This is a genomic window from Arthrobacter sedimenti (assembly GCF_042652025.1).
Lineage (GTDB): Bacteria > Actinomycetota > Actinomycetes > Actinomycetales > Micrococcaceae > Arthrobacter > Arthrobacter sedimenti.
In genome coordinates, this window is the sequence record NZ_JBHSDQ010000002.1 from 543,946 (window position 1) to 558,613 (window position 14,668).

14 protein-coding genes are annotated in these 14,668 nt (G+C 66.5%); 12 read left to right on the forward strand and 2 right to left on the reverse strand.

Annotation, left to right across the window (positions count from 1 at the left end; translation table 11 throughout):
* Nucleotides 1-91 precede the first annotated feature (91 nt).
* Nucleotides 92-1,327, reverse strand: coding sequence for a heparan-alpha-glucosaminide N-acetyltransferase domain-containing protein (locus tag ACFO0G_RS07755; RefSeq protein WP_376976958.1), 1,236 nt, complete (start codon nt 1,325-1,327; stop codon nt 92-94).
* A gap of 123 nt (nt 1,328-1,450) precedes the next feature.
* Here ACFO0G_RS07755 and ACFO0G_RS07760 point away from each other — a divergent pair, with 123 nt between their 5' ends.
* The 7 genes from ACFO0G_RS07760 to ACFO0G_RS07790 all read left to right on the forward strand — a co-directional run bounded on the left by ACFO0G_RS07760 (nt 1,451) and on the right by ACFO0G_RS07790 (nt 9,380).
* Nucleotides 1,451-1,918 carry a hypothetical protein gene (locus tag ACFO0G_RS07760; protein ID WP_376976959.1) on the forward strand — a complete coding sequence of 156 codons (468 nt, stop codon included), beginning with the start codon at nt 1,451-1,453 and terminating at the stop codon, nt 1,916-1,918.
* Between the two features lie 58 nt (nt 1,919-1,976).
* Nucleotides 1,977-2,885: a 4-hydroxy-tetrahydrodipicolinate synthase gene (gene dapA / locus ACFO0G_RS07765; RefSeq protein ID WP_286403182.1), complete on the forward strand. Its 909-nt coding sequence runs from the start codon at nt 1,977-1,979 to the stop codon at nt 2,883-2,885.
* Between the two features lie 40 nt (nt 2,886-2,925).
* Nucleotides 2,926-4,617 (forward strand): ribonuclease J, encoded by a 1,692-nt coding sequence (locus tag ACFO0G_RS07770; protein WP_142134536.1) that lies wholly within the window; start codon nt 2,926-2,928, stop codon nt 4,615-4,617.
* Nucleotides 4,618-4,757: 140 nt separating this feature from the next.
* Nucleotides 4,758-7,634 carry an FtsK/SpoIIIE family DNA translocase gene (locus ACFO0G_RS07775; RefSeq protein ID WP_376976960.1) on the forward strand — a complete coding sequence of 959 codons (2,877 nt, stop codon included), beginning with the start codon at nt 4,758-4,760 and terminating at the stop codon, nt 7,632-7,634.
* 17 nt (nt 7,635-7,651) lie between these two features.
* Complete coding sequence (gene pgsA, locus ACFO0G_RS07780; RefSeq protein ID WP_286403185.1) at nt 7,652-8,296, forward strand: CDP-diacylglycerol--glycerol-3-phosphate 3-phosphatidyltransferase; 645 nt, start codon at nt 7,652-7,654, stop codon at nt 8,294-8,296.
* Entirely contained in the window at nt 8,293-8,772 is a 480-nt protein-coding gene (locus ACFO0G_RS07785; protein WP_376976961.1) for a CinA family protein, read from the forward strand. Before pgsA ends, ACFO0G_RS07785 begins: the two co-directional genes overlap by 4 nt.
* Nucleotides 8,773-8,939: 167 nt before the next feature.
* Nucleotides 8,940-9,380, forward strand: a complete 441-nt coding sequence (locus ACFO0G_RS07790) for a helix-turn-helix domain-containing protein (RefSeq protein ID WP_142134528.1) — start codon at nt 8,940-8,942, stop codon at nt 9,378-9,380.
* A 111-nt stretch (nt 9,381-9,491) separates the two neighbouring features.
* On the opposite strand, the gene ACFO0G_RS07795 is transcribed toward ACFO0G_RS07790, so the two are convergent.
* On the reverse strand, nt 9,492-10,022 hold the full coding sequence (locus ACFO0G_RS07795; protein ID WP_286403189.1) for a MarR family winged helix-turn-helix transcriptional regulator: 531 nt from the start codon (nt 10,020-10,022) through the stop codon (nt 9,492-9,494).
* A 41-nt stretch (nt 10,023-10,063) separates the two neighbouring features.
* Between ACFO0G_RS07795 and ACFO0G_RS07800 the strand changes: the two genes are divergently transcribed.
* From ACFO0G_RS07800 to miaA, 5 genes are all read left to right on the forward strand, one after another.
* Nucleotides 10,064-10,288: a DUF3046 domain-containing protein gene (locus ACFO0G_RS07800; RefSeq protein WP_376976962.1), complete on the forward strand. Its 225-nt coding sequence runs from the start codon at nt 10,064-10,066 to the stop codon at nt 10,286-10,288.
* Nucleotides 10,289-10,486: 198 nt separating this feature from the next.
* On the forward strand, nt 10,487-11,542 hold the full coding sequence (recA, locus tag ACFO0G_RS07805; protein ID WP_142135479.1) for a recombinase RecA: 1,056 nt from the start codon (nt 10,487-10,489) through the stop codon (nt 11,540-11,542).
* 120 nt (nt 11,543-11,662) lie between these two features.
* Nucleotides 11,663-12,163, forward strand: coding sequence for a regulatory protein RecX (locus ACFO0G_RS07810; protein ID WP_376976994.1), 501 nt, complete (start codon nt 11,663-11,665; stop codon nt 12,161-12,163).
* A 3-nt stretch (nt 12,164-12,166) separates the two neighbouring features.
* Nucleotides 12,167-13,726 carry a tRNA (N6-isopentenyl adenosine(37)-C2)-methylthiotransferase MiaB gene (miaB, locus tag ACFO0G_RS07815; RefSeq protein ID WP_376976963.1) on the forward strand — a complete coding sequence of 520 codons (1,560 nt, stop codon included), beginning with the start codon at nt 12,167-12,169 and terminating at the stop codon, nt 13,724-13,726.
* A gap of 3 nt (nt 13,727-13,729) precedes the next feature.
* A complete protein-coding gene (gene miaA / locus ACFO0G_RS07820; RefSeq protein ID WP_376976964.1) occupies nt 13,730-14,626 on the forward strand; it encodes a tRNA (adenosine(37)-N6)-dimethylallyltransferase MiaA in 897 nt (298 codons plus the stop codon).
* The last annotated feature ends 42 nt before the right edge of the window (nt 14,627-14,668 follow it).

A 14,668-nucleotide genomic window follows, 5' to 3' on the forward strand; every position in this document is an offset into this window, starting at 1 on the left:
CCGTTAACCGACAAACGGATCGTCAGGTGGAAGCCGGTCTTTGGATGGCCGCCCGTCTCTGGATGGCCGCCCGTCCTTTGATGGCTGCCGTTCACTGCAGGGCTTTGAGGCCGCCCCGGCCCACGCGGCTCGCCGCGTGGCCGACCCATTCCAGCGGACCGCGCCACCCCATCACGGCAAACACCATGCCAATGACGATGGCGGCCGCTGCATGGGCAAAGTACATGCCGTCTTCGGTCCAGCCCGCGGGCAGGGGTTTGAGGTAGAAGCCGGAGACCACCCACACGTGCACGGTATACAGGGTCAGCGTCATGGCGCCGGCTCCCCGCAGCGGCAGCAGCAGGTCCAGGTCCACCCATTCTGCGAGCCGTCCCAGGAGCAGGCAGGCCCCGATGGCGGCCGCCGCCACGGCCGAGGTGTGCAGGAGGTCAAGCGGGGTGCCGGAGTGTGGTGCGGCGGATGCCAGCCACCACCACGAGCCCTCCTGCGGCAGTCCCGCCAGGTTGACCTGCAGCACGCTGCCCAGCGGATAGCCCGGCGAGTCGAGGACCTTCTCCAGTGCCGCCCGGCCGCCCCAGTCCTCCATGGCGGCTGTGCCCAGGGTCTTGGCGGCCACGGCCACCACGGTTCCGCCCACCAGCAGCAGGACGGGAACCAGCGCCTTGGTGAGGACCAGACGGCCGATGGCCAGGCCCACCAGCAGGTAGGACAGCCACTGCACCACCGGGTAATACCCGGTGAAGAACACGTCCGCGAGCAGCCTCGAAGGGGTTCCCAGGTCCTCCCAGTTTGGGTTTTGGCCCAGCTTCAGGGGCGGCTCGGGGGCAAGGAGCCAGGGCCGCAGCAGGTAAGCCAGCACCGGTGATACCAGGATCCAGCCTGCAGCCCACGCACACAGGCGTTTTACGCCGAGTCCCAGGAACGGCAGGATGCACAGGAACAGCACGGCGTAGTGGACCAGGATGATGGCCACGTTCACTTCCAGACCGCCCAGGGTGAGTCCGACGGCGGCAATCACCAGGGCGCGCAGCGCCACTCCTCGCCGGGCACCGGACAGTTCGGCGCCCTCCAGGGGCTTGTCCCTGCCGGTGGAGAGGGCAAGCCCCACGCCGGCCAGGACGGCGAAGAGCGCCGCGGCCCGCCCGGAGAATGTCAGGCCGATCCAGGTTGGGGTGAGGTTGGCATTCGATTCGAATGTCGGCAGCAGGTGCGTGGCCATCATGCCCAGCAGCGCCAGGCCGCGGGCGGCGTCGATGCCCCCAAGGCGCCCCGGTTGTGGCCGGCCTGGGGTCTTCCGGGACCGGGTGGCCGGGGTTCGGGACGTCATGACCAGATCGTCTCACATGCACTGGCGGCGTTGCTGTCAAGCAGGTGACCCTCAAACGGTGAAGGGGTCGCGGCGGTACGGGACCCCCTTGTATTCGAATATATGTTCGAATAGCATGGCTGCATGAAGACGCCATCATCCGGAGCCCCTGCCCCGCGGGGATCCAGCCAGCCGGGGAATCTGCGCACGGGACAGTTGCAGTCCGGGAACCTTCGGTCAGGGGAATTACCGGCAGGTTTCCGGCCGGCCGGTCCGTCGTCTGACGACGCCGCAGCCGGGGATGGCCCGCTGAAGGCAATGAGCCCCGGGGTGGTGGACTATCTTTTCCGGCAACTCGTCTCGGGTCGTCCGGCCGAGGATGTCCAGTGGGAGCGGGAGGGCATCAGTCTTGCTGCCCAGCCGGAAGGGGCCGAGCTGGCCCGGCGGCTGGCGGAGACCGACATTGATGCCCTGACGCCAACGGAGCTGTTCCACTATGTGCGGGCTGCGCAGCGGCTTGCGTCCTGGGCTGAGGACCTCCGGCAGGCCGCCGTCGGACGCTATTGCCATGCCGGAACAAACGCGCCACGGCCCGGCGGCCAGAGTATTTGACGTTCGTCACGCCCGTGGCATTGTCCTAACCAGCCGGGGACAGGGTAACGTTTTTTCCATGGCTGACTCTTCCGCGCACATCCCTGCCCTCGGTACCCTCCTGACCGCCATGGTCACGCCGTTCACCAAGGACGGCGCAGTGGATTACGACCAGGCGGCAGCGCTTGCCAGCAAGCTGGTCGACGACGGCTGTGACGGGCTGGTGGTCACCGGAACCACGGGTGAAACCTCCACCCTGACGGACGAAGAGAACCTCGGTATGTTCCGCGCCGTGAAGGATGCCGTCGGCGGCCGCGCTGCGATCATCGCCGGTACGGGCACCAACGACACCGCGCACTCGGTGCACCTTTCCCAGCAGGCGGCAGCCCTCGGCGTCGACGGCCTCCTCCTGGTGACCCCTTACTACAACAAGCCCAGCCAGGCCGGCGTCCGTGCCCACTTCGAGACCATCGCGTCCGCCGTGGACGTCCCCGTCATGCTTTATGACATCCCTGGCCGGTCCTCCATCGCGATCGAACCGGACACCATGATCCGGCTGGCGCAGCACCCCAATATCGTCGCCGTCAAGGACGCCAAGGCGGACCTCACCGCGGCCACGCGCGTCATGGCGGAAACCGACCTCCTGTTCTACTCGGGCGACGACGGACTGACCCTTCCCTGGATGGCGCTGGGCGCCGTCGGGCTGGTGGGTGTCACCACGCACGTCGCCACCCGCCGCTTCCGCGAAATGATTGACGCCGTCAACGCCAACGACCTTGGGACCGCCCGCAAGATCAACTTCGAGCTGCAGCCCGTGGTCCGCGCCACCATGACCCGCGTCCAGGGGGCCGTGGCGGCCAAACAGATTCTTAAATGGCAGGGAGTCCTGCCCAACTCGATTGTCCGTTTGCCCCTCGTGGAGCCGGACGAAACCGAGATCGAAACCATCCGCGGGGATTTGGCGGAAGCGGGGCTGGTCTTCTCCTAAGGCTAAGACCGGCACCCTTCCGCCTGGAAAGTAGTGCACTATGACCCAAACTGCCCTTACCGGCCTTGTCACCCCTCCGCGCCTGCCCCAGGGCACGCTGCGGATCGTCCCGCTTGGCGGGCTGGGGGAGATCGGCCGGAACATGGCCGTGTTCGAAATCGACGGCAAACTGCTGATCGTGGACTGCGGCGTCCTCTTTCCCGAGGAAACCCAACCCGGTGTTGACCTGATCCTGCCGGACTTCTCCTACATTGAGGACCGGCTGGACGACGTCGTGGCCGTGATCCTCACGCATGGCCACGAGGACCACATCGGCGCGGTGCCGTACCTGCTGAAACTGCGCAACGACATCCCGCTGGTGGGATCGCAGCTGACCCTCGCACTCATCGAGGCCAAGCTGCAGGAGCACCGCATCCGGCCCTACACGCTGACCGTCGAAGAAGGCCAGGTGGAAAAGTTCGGGCCCTTCGAATGCGAGTTCGTGGCCGTGAACCACTCCATCCCGGACGCCCTGGCCGTGTTCATCCGCACTGCGGGCGGCACCGTCCTGCACACCGGCGACTTCAAGATGGACCAGCTGCCGCTGGACGGGCGCATTACCGACCTCCGGCACTTCGCCAAGCTCGGCGAAGAGGGCGTGGACCTCTTCATGTCCGATTCCACCAACGCCGACGTCCCCGGATTCACCACGGCCGAGAAGGAAATCGGCCCCACGCTGGAGCGGCTGTTCGGCCAGGCCACCAAGCGCATCATCGTGGCGTCCTTCTCCTCCCACGTCCACCGCGTGCAGCAGGTGCTGGACGCGGCAGCCAAGCACAACCGCAAGGTGGCCTTCGTGGGCCGGTCCATGGTCCGCAATATGGCCATCGCGGAAAAACTGGGCTACCTGGACGTTCCCGCGGGACTGATTGTCGACATCAAGAACATCGACAACCTTCCCGACAACCGCGTGGTGCTCATGTCCACCGGTTCGCAGGGTGAGCCGATGGCCGCCCTGTCCCGCATGGCAAACGGCGACCACCGGGTGGTGGTGGGCGACGGCGATACCGTCATCCTGGCCTCCAGCCTCATCCCGGGCAACGAGAACGCCGTGTTCCGGATCATCAATGGCCTGCTCAAGCTCGGCGCCGACGTGATCCACAAGGGCAACGCCAAGGTCCACGTCTCCGGCCACGCTGCCGCCGGCGAGCTGCTGTACTGCTACAACATCCTGGAACCGCTCAACGCCATGCCCGTGCACGGCGAAACCCGCCACCTGATCGCCAACGGCAAGATCGCCATCGAGTCCGGCGTGCCGGAGGCCAGCGTCATCCTCGCGGACAACGGCAGCGTCATCGACCTTCGCGACCATCAGGCAGACATTGTCGGCCAGGTGGAGGTTGGCTTCGTCTACGTGGACGGCTCCAGCGTGGGCGAGATCACCGACGCCGACCTCAAGGACCGCCGCATCCTCGGTGACGAAGGCTTCATCTCCATCATCACGGTCATCCACCGCGCCACCGGCAAGGTGGTATCCGGTCCGGAGATCCACGCCCGCGGCGTGGCTGAGGACGACTCGGTTTTCGACGACATCATCCCCAAGATCAACGCGGCCCTGGAGGAAGCAGTCCAGAACCACGCCGACCACACCAGCCACCAGCTCCAGCAGGTTGTCCGCCGGGTTGTCGGAACGTGGGTCAACCGGAAGCTCCGCCGCAAGCCCATGATCATCCCCGTGGTGCTCGAAGCCTGACAACACCCGTACACTGGCTCCGGCCCGCACTCCCGCTGGCAGCAGGAGTGCGGGCCGGAGCGGTTTAACCAATGGGGCCGGGCACCTGCCCGGCCCCGATATCCCCGGAATCACAGCATGCTTCCGGTAGCGTGGCTACTATGGCCACACGTACTACTTCCGCGCCCAAAGGTACCGGCAGGGGCAGCTCCGGCAGCAAATCCGGGAGCTCCACAGGCCGCGGAACCGGCTCCACCGCCAGCAAGGCAGGACGCGGCGGCTCCTCCAGCACCGCCCGTACCCGCCAGCTTCCCGCCGTCGAACACCACCAGCCCTGGCTGCTGCGCGTGGTGGGTGGAGCCTGGCTGGGCGTGGGGCATCTGGTGGGCGGGGGAGTGCGCCGCATCGGCCATGACGTCAGTGATCTCCCTGCCGACGAGCGCCGCGACGGCGCCGCCCTGTTCAACCTGGCAATGGGCATCTTCATTGCCACCTTCGCTTGGTGGGGCCTGACAGGCTGGTTCCCGGACGCCGTCTACGCCGTGGTCAACGGTACGTTCGGCTGGATCTCCCTGCTGCTTCCGCTCATGCTTTTCGTGTGCGCGTTCCGGCTGTTCCGCCAGCCCTCCGACGGCCGGGGCAACAACCGGGTGGGCATCGGCTTCCTGATCATGGCGTTCGCCGGCTGCGGCCTGGCGCACATCCTGGGCGGCCAGCCAACGGTCGCGGACGGCTTCGACGGCCTGCGCAAAGCCGGCGGCATGCTTGGCTTCCTGGCTGCCGCGCCGCTGGCCGCCATCCACCCGGCCGTCCCCGTGCTCCTCTATGGGCTGCTGGCTTTCATTTCGCTGCTGATCCTCACCGCCACACCGTTCACGGCCATTCCACGGCGCCTTCGGGGAGCCTACGAACACCTCATGGGCATCGACCTGATGGACCAGGAGAGCCCCGGCGACACGCACGACCGCAGCTACCTGGAACGGACGCGGCCTGCCGCCCCGAAGAAAAAGAAGCGCAAGCTTTTCGGCAAGGATGAGGAGCCCGACGCCGGCCTTGAGGGCTACGTGGGCGACGAAGCCTTTGAACACGCAGTCATTGACGACGACGAGGGCGAACCTGCCCGGCCTGCGCCCGGCGTGCGGCGGCCCACCCAGGCGGAAATCGCCGTCGAGAAGATCAAGGCAGCCCAGGGCCTGGGCGCCGGGGCGCCGGCCGAAAACGCCACCGAGGCCATCCCGCTGGTCATTCCCGCTGCCGTCGGCAAGCCTGCCGCCGCGCCCACCGTGCCTTCCAACCCTGTTGCGCCCGCGCCGCCGCCCGTCCCGATCCCGCAACGCACCGAGCAGCTCTCGCTCGCGGGCGACGTCACCTACACCCTTCCGGCCTCGGACTTCCTGACGCCCGGCTCCATCCCCAAGGAGCGCACCGAAGCCAATGACGCCGTCGTCGCTGCCCTGACCGACACCCTGACCCAGTTCAATGTGGACGCCACCGTCACTGGCTTCAGCCGCGGCCCCACCGTCACCCGGTACGAGATCGAACTCTCGCCCGGCACCAAGGTGGAGCGCGTCACCGCCCTGTCCAAGAACATCTCCTACGCCGTCGCCTCCAGCGACGTCCGGATCCTCAGCCCCATCCCCGGCAAGTCGGCCATCGGCATCGAGATCCCCAACACGGACCGCGAAACCGTCTCCCTGGGCGATGTGCTCCGCAGCCAGAACGCGCGCCGCACGGACCACCCCATGGTGATGGGCGTCGGCAAGGACGTGGAGGGCGGCTACGTGGTGGCCAACCTGGCCAAGATGCCCCACCTCCTGGTCGCCGGTGCCACCGGTGCCGGTAAGTCGTCCTTCGTGAACTCGATGATCACGTCCATCCTGATGCGGGCCACCCCCGACGAGGTCCGCATGGTCATGGTGGACCCCAAGCGGGTGGAACTGACCGCCTACGAGGGCGTCCCGCACCTGATTACGCCCATCATCACCAACCCCAAAAAGGCCGCCGAAGCACTGCAGTGGGTGGTGCGGGAAATGGACGCCCGGTACGACGACCTCGCCAACTACGGGTTCAAGCACATCGACGACTTCAACAAGGCCGTCCGTGCCGGCAAGGTCCAGCCGCCGCCGGACTCCAAGCGCGTCATCCGGCCGTACCCGTACCTGCTGGTGATTGTCGACGAACTCGCGGACCTCATGATGGTCGCCCCGCGCGACGTCGAGGATTCGATCGTCCGCATCACCCAGCTGGCCCGTGCCGCCGGCATCCACCTGGTGCTGGCCACCCAGCGCCCCTCCGTGGACGTGGTCACCGGCCTCATCAAGGCCAACGTGCCGTCCCGCATGGCGTTCGCCACCTCCTCGGTCACCGACTCCCGCGTCGTGCTTGACCAGCCCGGCGCCGAAAAGCTCATCGGCCAAGGTGACGCGCTCTTCCTGCCCATGGGCGCCTCCAAGGCGATGCGCGTCCAGGGCGCTTGGGTCACCGAATCGGAGATCCACAAGGTGGTGGAGCACGTCAAGGGGCAGCTCCAGGCCGTGTACCGGGACGACGTCGCACCCGAGGCGGAAAAGAAGCAGATCGACGACGACATCGGGGACGACCTCGAGGTGCTGCTGCAGGCCACCGAACTGGTGGTCACCACGCAGTTCGGCTCCACCTCCATGCTGCAGCGCAAGCTGCGCGTCGGCTTCGCCAAGGCGGGCCGCCTCATGGACCTGCTCGAATCCAGGGGAGTGGTGGGTCCCTCCGAGGGCTCCAAGGCACGCGACGTGCTGGTCAAGCCGGACGACCTCGCCGCCGTCCTGGCCGCCATGAAGGGCCAGGAAGCACCGGCCACGGCCGACTCGCAGACGGCCGCGCTGAGCGACAATGCCAACGCCAACATCGCCCAGGGCGGCTACGCCGAAGACTTGGTGGCTGCGGACCTGGACAACAGGAAACAGAGCGTCGAATACTACGACGGCTCCGATTCCGCGCCCGGCGGCTACGGCGATGACGACGACGGGTCCGAAGATGCATGGTCCCTCACCGGGCGTTAGGCCGGTAGCCTAGAAACGTGACTAGCACCGATGCAACCGCCGCCGGCCAGGGCCGTGCCGGGGTCTGGAACCTCCCCAATGTCCTGACCATGATCCGCATCGCGCTGGTCCCGTTCTTCGTGTGGTTCCTCGTAGCGGACGCGCCCGGGCTGCACAGCGAATCCGGACCGTGGCGCTGGGCAGCGGTGGCGGCGTTCGCCGTCGCCATCTACACGGACAAGCTCGACGGCGACATCGCCAGGAGCCGGAACCTCGTCACCGACTTCGGCAAGATTGCCGACCCCATCGCTGACAAGCTCCTCATCGGTTCCGCGCTGGTGATGCTGTCCCTGCTGGGGGAGCTGCCCTGGTGGGCCACCCTTGTGATCCTGGTCCGGGAGTGGGGCATTACGGCGCTGCGCTTCTTCGTGATCCGGTACGGCGTCATCCCTGCCTCCCGCGGAGGCAAGCTCAAAACCGTGGTGCAGACGGCGGCGATCTTCCTGTACCTCCTGCCGTTCGGGTCGTTCGCACCGTGGATGTCCTGGGTGGCGTTCGCGGTCATGATGGCGGCCGTGGCCATCACGCTGTGGACCGGCGTCGAGTATGTTGTTGAGGCCCTGCGCCTCCGTGCGAAGGGCAAGCGCCAGGCCGGGACCGTGCAGGGGCAGGAGCAGGCATGAGCAATCTTCACCAGCTGGCAGCGCAGGCGGTCCGCCAGGCGCTTGAGTCCGGGCAGACCGTTGCCACCGCCGAATCCCTGACAGCGGGCATGGTGTCAGCGGTTCTCGCCGACACGCCCGGAGCGTCAGGAATGCTGCAGGGCGGGGTGGTGGCCTACCAGAACTCCGTGAAGGACAGGGTGCTGCACGTCCCCGCCGATCTTCTGGCCCGCGTCGGGTCGGTCGACCCGGACGTCGCCCGGGCCATGGCAGCCGGTGCGCGCGCTGAGCTCGGCGCCGACGTCGGACTTTCCACCACCGGGGTGGCAGGTCCCGATGCCCACGACGGCAAGCCCGTGGGGCGGGTCTACATCGGGATCTCAACCGCCGCCGGAACCGCCGCCTTCGAGTATTCCTTCACCGGCAGCCGGCCGGACATCCGCGCCGCAGCCTGCGCTGCCGCCCTGGAAAGGCTCGGGGAAGTGCTGTCCGCCTGAGGCTGTTGCCGCCTAAGTTACCGCGCGTAAAGTTGGCGGGAACAAAAGCCGGTACCGATTAGTTATTACATTGTGTCGCTTCCGGAGAGCGGAGGCGCCTAGGATGAAATGACCACGACGGTCCGCCAGGCGGCGGACCTGACCAATGAGGGAGCAAGGCGATACAGATGGTAAAGCAGCCCGTATCCGTAAACGGCGTTGTCCGCTGGAAGGATGTGGGCCTCGCCGAACAGGCTAAGAGCGAACAGAAGGAGCGCAAGATGGTAGTACTTCGTCACGAAATTGGTGATGTCCTGCGCGATGTCCGCCAGCGTCAGGGGCGTACGCTCCGTGAAGTTTCGCACAGCGCCCGCGTCTCCCTGGGATACCTCAGCGAAGTGGAGCGCGGCCAGAAGGAAGCATCGTCAGAGCTCCTGTCCTCGATTTGCTCGGCACTGGATGTTCCGCTGTCAAGCATGCTCCGCGAGGTCAGCGACCGCGTGGCAGTAGCCGAAGGTGTCGCCGTTCCGGACACCGTTCCGCAGGAATTCTCCCAGCGTTACGGCCGTGACCTCAACACTGAACTGGACGACGAACTCTCCACGGGCCTTCTCTCCGGCGCCCGCTAAAGGCAGCCGGCGCCCGCAGCGGGCCCGACGAACAGCAGGAAGCCCCCGGCCTGGCCGGGGGCTTCCTGCTGTATCTTTTCGTCCCGGTCCCCGCATGCTTGTCCGGTTGGGCTATTGGTCCTGGGCCGATGCTGCGCCTGCGGCTTCCCCGGGAAAGCCGTCACGCTCATACGTGGAGTTCAGCTTGGCCATGTAGCGGCCGAGTTCCTGCAGGTCCTCCACCGGCCACTCGCGCAGCCGTTCCTGGAAGACCTGGCGCCGCGCGTCCTGGACCTGGTGCATCTTCTCCTCACCCTTGGGTGTCAGGCGGATGGACTGCGCCCGCCGGTCCAGTGGGTCAGCCTCCTTGGATACCAGTCCCAGGCTTTCCAGGAACGCGATCTGCCGGCTGACTGACGGCTTGCCCACCCCGATGGTCATGGCAAGCTCGGTGAGCCGGATGGGTCCCTCCCGGCGGATTACCGTCAACAGCCCGTACGCGGCAGGCTCCATGTCGGGGTGGACTTCGCGTGAAAGCTGGTTTGAAATGGCCCGGGCCCGCCGCCAAAACAGGCTGATCTGGTGTTCGACATTCTGCAGCGCGGAGTCGGCGGCTTCTTGGCCAGCGTCGTGCCGCGGCGGGACATCGGGGGAGGTGCTCATGGCAATAATTCTATGGTCCACAATCATGAGAGGATTTACCGATGCGAATCAGCGAGTACTGGCGTCTCATGGATGACGAGTTCGGCGCGGGCTACTCCCGCATGCTGAGCAGCACCCTGGTCCTTGCCGGCGTAGGTGGCCGCACCGCCGACCAGGCCCTCGCTGCCGGCGTGGAGCCCCGGAAGGTTTGGCTTGCCGTCTGCGATGTCCAGGACGTACCGGCGGAACGCCGGCTGGGACGGGATATCGCGCCGCGGCGGGACTAGCCCGCCCCTTCCGCCGGACACGCCGGGGGAATCGCACTCTTCGAATACCTGTTCGGATAACGCTATGCTTTTTCTATTGGGTTTATCCACATAGCCGTCGTCCTCCGGCCGGAATGTCAGTGGGTCCCCTTAGCGTCAGAGATGACCAATACATCGGCCGCGTAGGCCACCATCGAGAAAGCATTAGAGGTGTCAACCATGGCGGCAGCCCCGGATCGTGCAAAAGCGCTGGAAGCAGCGCTTGCCCAGATTGACAAGCAGTTCGGCAAGGGCTCGGTCATGCGCCTGGGCGACGAAGTCCGTGCCCCCATCGAAGTCATTCCCACCGGCTCCATCGCGCTGGACGTCGCCCTGGGCATTGGCGGCCTCCCGCGCGGCCGCGTTATCGAAATCTACGGGCCTGAATCCTCGGGTAAGACCACTGTCGCCCTGCACGCCGTGGCCAACGCGCAGCGCGCCGGCGGCATCGCGGCATTCATCGACGCCGAGCACGCCCTGGATCCCGATTACGCCGCCAAGCTTGGGGTGGACACGGACGCCCTCCTCGTCTCGCAGCCGGACACCGGTGAACAGGCCTTGGAAATCATGGACATGCTGGTGGGCTCCGGCTCGCTGGACGTCATCGTCATCGACTCCGTTGCCGCCCTGGTGCCGCGTGCCGAAATCGAAGGCGACATGGGCGACAGCCACGTGGGCCTCCAGGCACGCCTCATGAGCCAGGCCCTGCGTAAGATCACCGGCCGCCTGAGCCAGACCAAGACCACCGCCATCTTCATCAACCAGCTGCGTGAGAAGATCGGCGTCTTCTTCGGTTCGCCCGAAACCACCACCGGTGGTAAGGCACTGAAGTTCTACGCTTCGGTCCGCATCGACGTCCGCAGGATCCAGACCCTCAAGGAGGGCGCCGATTCCGTGGGCAACCGGACCAAGGCCAAGATCGTCAAGAACAAGATGGCCCCGCCGTTTAAGGTTGCCGAGTTCGACATCATCTACGGCCAGGGCATCTCCCGCGAGGGCGGCATCATTGACATGGGCGTGGAGCACGGCATCATCAAGAAGTCCGGCTCCTGGTTCACCTACGATGGCGACCAGCTGGGGCAGGGCATGGAGAACTCGCGCCGGTTCCTGCGCGACAATCCTGAACTCGCTGCCGAGCTGGAGCGCCTCATCAAGGAAAAGCTTGGTGTCGGGGTCAAGCCCGCCGAAGACGACTCCAAGGATGCACCCAAGCTGAAAGCCGTCGACGGGTTCTAGCCCTTGGCTGGATCACGCTCACGGCGGTCCACGTCCGGCGGCCCCTTCCCTGGGCCGCCGGACGACTTCGATGTCCCTGAGGACCCCCAGTCCTTGGACGCCGAACCGGACCCCTTCTCTGTGGCACAGGCCATCGTGTACCGGCAGCTCACTGCAGCGCCCAAGAGCAGGCTGCAGCTTGCCCGGAAATTGGCAGAACGGAACATCCCCGACCATGTTGCCGAAGCGGTGCTGGACAAGTTCCAGGAAGTGCGGCTGATCAACGATGCCGAATTTGCCGACATGTGGGTTCGGAGCCGTGCCCAGTCCCGCAAACTGGCCAAGGGCGCGCTGCGGCGTGAGCTCGCGGAAAAAGGCATCGATCAGGAAACGGCGGCCTCGGCCCTGGAGCAACTGACCGACGATGACGAGGAAGCTGCGGCCCGCGCCCTGGTGGAGCGCAAGCTCCGGCCCGGGACGGACGTGTCCGGTCCGGGGGAACGGGACAAGGCTGTCCGGCGGCTGGCCTCGATGTTGGCCAGAAAAGGCTACCAGCCGTCCCAGGCGTTCCGGATCGTCAACGAGGTCCTCGATGCCCGGCAGGAGCCTGCCGATGGTCCGGACCAAAGCCGGTACCCTTAACGGGTGAGTTTGACCATTCCTTCCCCCCAATCCGACGCCACCCCTTCCGTCGAAGCCGGGGCTGTTCCGCAATCCGGAGCCCTGCAGCCGCGCACCTACCAGGTCCGCACCTTCGGCTGCCAAATGAACGTCCATGATTCGGAGCGGATGGCGGGCATGCTCGAGGACGCCGGCTACGTACCGGCGGAAGGCGATCATGCCGATGTCGTGGTGTTCAACACGTGCGCGGTTCGCGAAAACGCCGACAACAAGCTCTATGGGAACCTCGGCATTCTTGCCCCGGTCAAGGCGGCCAACCCGGGCATGCAGATCGCCGTGGGCGGATGCCTTGCCCAGAAGGACCGCGAAACCATCCTGAAAAAGGCGCCATGGGTGGATGCGGTTTTTGGCACCCATAACGTCGGCGCCCTGCCGGCCCTCCTGGACCGGGCGCGGCACAACAACGAGGCCCAGCTGGAGATCCTCGAATCCCTGGACGTCTTCCCGTCCACACTGCCAACCAAGCGGGACTCGGTCTACTCCGGTTGGGTGTCCATCTCCGTGGGTTGCAACAACACCTGCACCTTCTGCATCGTGCCGGCGCTCCGCGGGAAGGAAAAAGACCGGCGCCCCGGGGACATCCTCGCTGAAATCCAGGCGCTGGTGGACGACGGCGCCATCGAGGTGACCCTGCTCGGCCAGAACGTCAACTCCTACGGTGTGGAGTTCGGCGACCGCCAGGCCTTCTCCAAGCTGCTGCGCGCCTGCGGTGAGATCGAGGGCCTTGAACGGGTCCGCTTCACCAGCCCGCACCCGGCGGCCTTCACCGACGACGTCATCGACGCCATGGCTGAGACGCACAACGTCATGCCGCAGTTGCACATGCCGCTGCAGTCCGGCTCGGACCGCATCCTCAAAGCCATGAAGCGCTCCTACCGGTCCACGAAGTTCCTGGGCATCCTGGACAAGGTCCGGGAGAGGATCCCGCACGCCGCCATCTCCACGGACATCATCGTGGGGTTCCCCGGCGAAACTGAAGAGGACTTTCAGGCGACGCTGGACGTTGTGGAAAAGTCGCGGTTCGCAACGGCCTTTACGTTCCAGTATTCAAAACGCCCCGGAACCCCCGCCGCCGAGCTCCCCGACCAGCTGCCCAAGGCCGTGGTCCAGGAGCGCTTTGAACGGCTCACCGCCCTGCAGGACCGCATCGCCGCGGAGGAGAACCGGAAGCAGCTGGGCCGGAGGCTCGAGGTCATGGTCACCGCGCAGTCCGGCCGGAAATCGGAGGAGACCCACAGGTTGTCCGGCCGCTCCCAGGACCAGCGGCTGGTGCACTTCTCGGTTCCCGAGGGCGCACCCGCCCCCCGACCGGGGGACTTGGTCACCGTCACCATCACCGAGGCCGCCGCCTTCCACCTGGTGTCCGATCCAACGCTCGAGGACTACAGCCTGCGCCGGTCACGGGCAGGGGACGCCTGGGACAGGTCGCAGGCAGACTCCTGCGGAGCGCCCGCTCCCGGTTCCGCGCCGGGACAAAAGGGCGTCTCCCTCGGCATGCCCTCGCTGCCGCTGCGCACCCGCTGACAGGTGGCTGCCCCGCCCGTCATCGCCGTCGTCGGTCCCACCGGCTCCGGCAAGTCCGACCTTGCCGTCAGCCTTGCCCTGGAACTGGACGGCGAGGTTATCAACGCCGACGCCATGCAGTTCTACCGCGGCATGGACATCGGCACGGCCAAGATCACGCCGGCTGAGCGCAGAGGCGTTCCGCACCATCTCCTGGACATCCTGGACGTGACCCAGGAGGCCAGCGTCTCCGACTTCCAGCAACAGGCCCGGGCGGCCATCGCGGACATCCACGCCCGCGGCAAGCGCGCCATTCTGGCCGGGGGCTCGGGGCTGTACGTGCGCGCCGCCCTCGACGTCCTGGAGTTCCCGGGCACCGACCCCGCCGTGCGCGCCCGCCTGGAGGCAGAGCACGCCGAGGTCGGCACCCAGGAGCTCCTGGCCCGGCTGAAGAGCGTGGATCCAGTCTCCGCGGAAAGGGTCTCCGACGCCCGGCGGATCATCCGCGCGCTGGAGGTACATGAACTCACCGGGCGGCCTTTCAGTTCCTTCATGCCCCGCCGGGAGTACTCCCATCCTGCCATCCAGGTTGGCCTTGGCGTAGACCGGGAGGTACTTCGTGAGCGCCTGGCAGCACGGGTTCACCGCATGGTGGCCGCCGGCCTGCCCGAGGAGGTCCGGCGGCTCGACGCTTTGGGCCTGCGGCAGGGCAAGACCGCCTCCCGCGCACTGGGCTACTCGCAGTTCCTGCGGGTCATTGATGGCACCTCCACCGTCGAGGATGCCGCGGAGGAAACCATCGTGGCCACCCGGCAGTTCGCCCGGCGGCAGCTGACCTGGTTCCGCGCCGATCCCCGCATCATGTGGCTGGACTGGCAGGATCCGGAGCTCGTGGGCAAGGCAGCGGAGCTGGGCAGATAGGAAAGACATGGCGGCCCGCGGACTGAAGTGCGTCCCGCCAAC